Source organism: Streptomyces sp. NPDC002785 (assembly GCF_040295565.1).
Taxonomy (GTDB): Bacteria; Actinomycetota; Actinomycetes; order Streptomycetales; family Streptomycetaceae; genus Streptomyces.
The window spans coordinates 1-3,087 of record NZ_JBEOVN010000374.1 but is presented as its reverse complement, the minus strand read 5'-3'; the positions used below and the strand labels follow the sequence as shown (position 1 = coordinate 3,087).

At 69.9% G+C, this 3,087-nt stretch carries 2 protein-coding genes; one reads left to right on the top strand and one right to left on the bottom strand.

All coding sequences use genetic code 11. The features are described from left to right. Positions 1 to 155: 155 nt before the first annotated feature. Positions 156 to 953 carry a hypothetical protein gene (locus tag ABTZ94_RS37065; protein ID WP_351207795.1) on the top strand — a complete coding sequence of 266 codons (798 nt, stop codon included), beginning with the start codon at positions 156 to 158 and terminating at the stop codon, positions 951 to 953. A gap of 568 nt (positions 954 to 1,521) precedes the next feature. On the opposite strand, the gene ABTZ94_RS37060 is transcribed toward ABTZ94_RS37065, so the two are convergent. After that, on the bottom strand, positions 1,522 to 2,733 hold the full coding sequence (locus tag ABTZ94_RS37060) for a hypothetical protein (protein ID WP_351207793.1): 1,212 nt from the start codon (positions 2,731 to 2,733) through the stop codon (positions 1,522 to 1,524). Between the last annotated feature and the right edge of the window lie 354 nt (positions 2,734 to 3,087).

Genomic DNA, 3,087 nt, shown 5'->3' with positions numbered 1-3,087 from the left:
GCAGACGTGGCCCCCCCCCACCCTCCGGGCGGCCCACGTGTCATGGCCGGGCCAGTCCTTCTCGTCACCGGATTGTTCGTCGGTGTCCTGGTCCTGCTGGTCCCTGGGCTCGTCGGAGGCGTCCGGTGCGGCTGCCGCCCGGCAGAGCCACCTGTATGTCAATGCGCGACGAGCAGCGCTACCCGAAAGGGTTGATCGCGTCCCTCCTGCGGGTGACACTCTCCGGTCTGGCCTGGTGCCGTACCAGCCTGCTGGGATCGCCTGCCGTCGTGGATCTCCCGCAGCACTCCGCGTACCGCGTCCCGACCAAACTCCCTCTTCTGCTCAGGGAACTGCGTTCCAGGCTCCCGAGCACGGACGACCGTATCCGCGCCATCCCCGGATACGGAGACCCCACCGAGTACGACGCGATCGCCGACTCCCTGTACCGGCTGTTCATCACCGCCCGGAACCTCGCCCCGTCGCGGAACACGACGAACTGCTCCACCCACCCGAACGGGCCGGTGGATCCGGAACCGCCCAACGGGTGGGGGCAGTGCCTGTTCTGCAACACCAACCGCCGCGCGGGCGCCCCCCAAGCCCGGCAAGGCACAGCAACCGCGGTGAACCGCTACGAAATCCCGCCGCCGCCCTACACCCACGAGGCTCTGCTCGAACGGATGCGGCAGATCAACGAGGTCGTCTTCGAACTGCACTACCGCTCCCCGGAACAAGACCTCGCACTCACGGCCGACCTCGTGCACGGGGCGTTCATCATCGCCCGCGAGCTGTCCCGCCCCCGAACGGTCTCCCGCTGCCCCCGGCACCCCGGGGCCCCGACCGACCCCACTGCGCAGGGCGGTCCTCGTTGCCTGTTCTGCGTTGCCGACGAGGCCCGGCGGGCGCGTACGGCTCCGCCCCCGCAAATCCGGGACCGGCAACGACGCCTGCCCCGTCGGCACCAACGCCCCTGAACCGCCCCGAACCCCGAACAGGAGAAGACGCAGTGCCCTCGCCCTACGAGCACCTGGCCTCGGCCGAAGAACTCCTCCAAGAAGCACGCATGCTCCTGGGAGAAGGCCGATACCGTGCCGCCGACAGCCGCACACAACTGGCCTCCGGCTTCATCACAGCGGCCTACGCCCGTGAGAAGATCCTCCCCGACCCCTCTCCCGTCCCCGAAGCACGCCTGGGACCACTGTCGGAATGGTGCGGCAACTGCGACGGCCCCGACCTCGCCCTCAGATGGGTATCCGTCACACTGCCCGGAGAAGACAGCTCTCGCATGGCCCGCTGCCCCAACTGTCACCCCGCTGTCGCATCACGAGCGGAAGATGCCGCACACAGCGACTCCCAGACCGTCACGCAAGCGGCGCCGGGCCATGGGGAACGGACGCCCTGACCCCGCCGGTAGGGCATCGCATGCCCGGTTCGGGTCCGAAATGCGAGCGTTGTGCCACCGGGGCCGGACGGTCGGCTTCGGTTCCAGTGGTCGTTGCAACGGCCGCGAAACAAGGGATGCGGCCGGTGAACCGTCCGTCGTCAGGATGCCGCACGACGGGGCCCCACCGGGGGCATGGTGTGCAGCAGCTCCAGTCGGCGCTGGACGGCTTCGACCGCCCCGGAGCGCCGGCCAGGAACGTGGCGGCGCAACGAGACCAGGGGCGGGCCGAGTTCCCGGGCCCGCTGCGGGTCGCGAAGTTCCTGCCACTGGTGGTGGGCGCGGTCTACGGCGCCTTCCACGGCAGGGTCGTCCGGGGGCTGTTGCCGGGCAAGGCGGGCGTCGGCGGCAGCCATCCACAACTCGCAGCTGCGCGCCGGATCACCGGCGAGACGAGCGAGTTCGGCCCGGACCTCCAGCCAGTGGATGGCCTGCACGGAGCCCGCGCCGTAGGTACGCAGAGCCCATCCCTCCCACATGGCTATGAGTGACGCGGCCTCGCCGTGCCGCCCCGCGTGGGCAGCGGCAAAAATCGCGGGCAGCGGATCCTCTTCGGCCACCTCGGTGTTCTCCGGAATCGGAGCAGGCGTCATCGGAACAGGTGCAGGCTCCTGGTGTGACCGGTTCGGTACCTGGACAGCCGACGCCGCAGGGGCGGGGACGGCTGTGTGGTCGACGGCCAGGAACAGCGCGTCGTCGGGGCCGGCCTGGGCGGCGGCCTGTTCGTGGAGCTCGGCGAGCGGCGGGTTGATGCCGCTGCGCCAGGTGGTGGCGAAGGCCTTCAGGTAGGCCGGTTCTACGATCCGGTGGCGGGGCGGCGGCGGGGTGATCCGGCCGTATAAACGGATCCCATGGCCGAGGACGAGACCCTCGGTACGGAGCTGCTGCCAGGCCTCCGGGGCGGCGACCACGTCGGTGACGACGGTGGTGGTGCCCGGGCGGCGCGGTTTGAGTTCGCCGGCCAGCCAGTGCCAGGGCAATGCGGTGTAGCGCAGGGTGGCCGGCGTGGTCCGGGCGAGTGCGAGGTGGATCAGGCGCTGCTTGTGGTCGAGGTGGAGTTGTCCGGTGATGTAAAGGGTGAGTGGGCCGGGTGTGGCGGCCGCCGCGCGGATGCGGGTGAGGATGGTCTGCGGGTCGGTCGGGTCAGCGAGTTCAACGAGGGTGGCCGCAGCCGTCCGGGTCAGGATGCTGGGCGGGACCGCCGCGAGCGTGGGCAGGACGCTGGTTGCGTCAATGAGGCAGGCCTTGCCGGCCGGGGCCGCCGCGAGCAGCAGCGCGGTCCCGGATGCCGTGTCCTCCCCTTTGATCACCACAACAGCACCGTAGCCGCTGCCCGGCCTGCGAGTGTAGCCAGCGGCCAACTCCCGTCCGATGAGCTAGTGGTAGGTGGGCGACCGCACTCGGCTGGTCAGGGCCCGGCACCCGAAACATATGGCCGAGCAGTTCTTCGGAAAGGGACTACGAGAGCGAATCAGGCAGCCGCGTATTGACGTCGGTACGTGCTGGAGCAAGCTGCTCCCTCGTCAGGTTCTCCGCGCCGCTCAGGTTCGCTCCGCGCAGATCCGCGCTGGGTAAGACCGACCGGCAAATGGGGGGTGGGAGAAGGAGCGGGGCTGGGTGCGTGCAGCTGCAAGGCGGAGGATTGAGGCAGATGGGGTCTCCCCTGC

What these genes read in the sequence shown, in the direction of transcription:
- ABTZ94_RS37065 (WP_351207795.1), top strand. Translation starts at nt 156, where the DNA reads ATGTCAATGCGCGACGAGCAGCGCTACCCGAAAGGGTTGATCGCGTCC.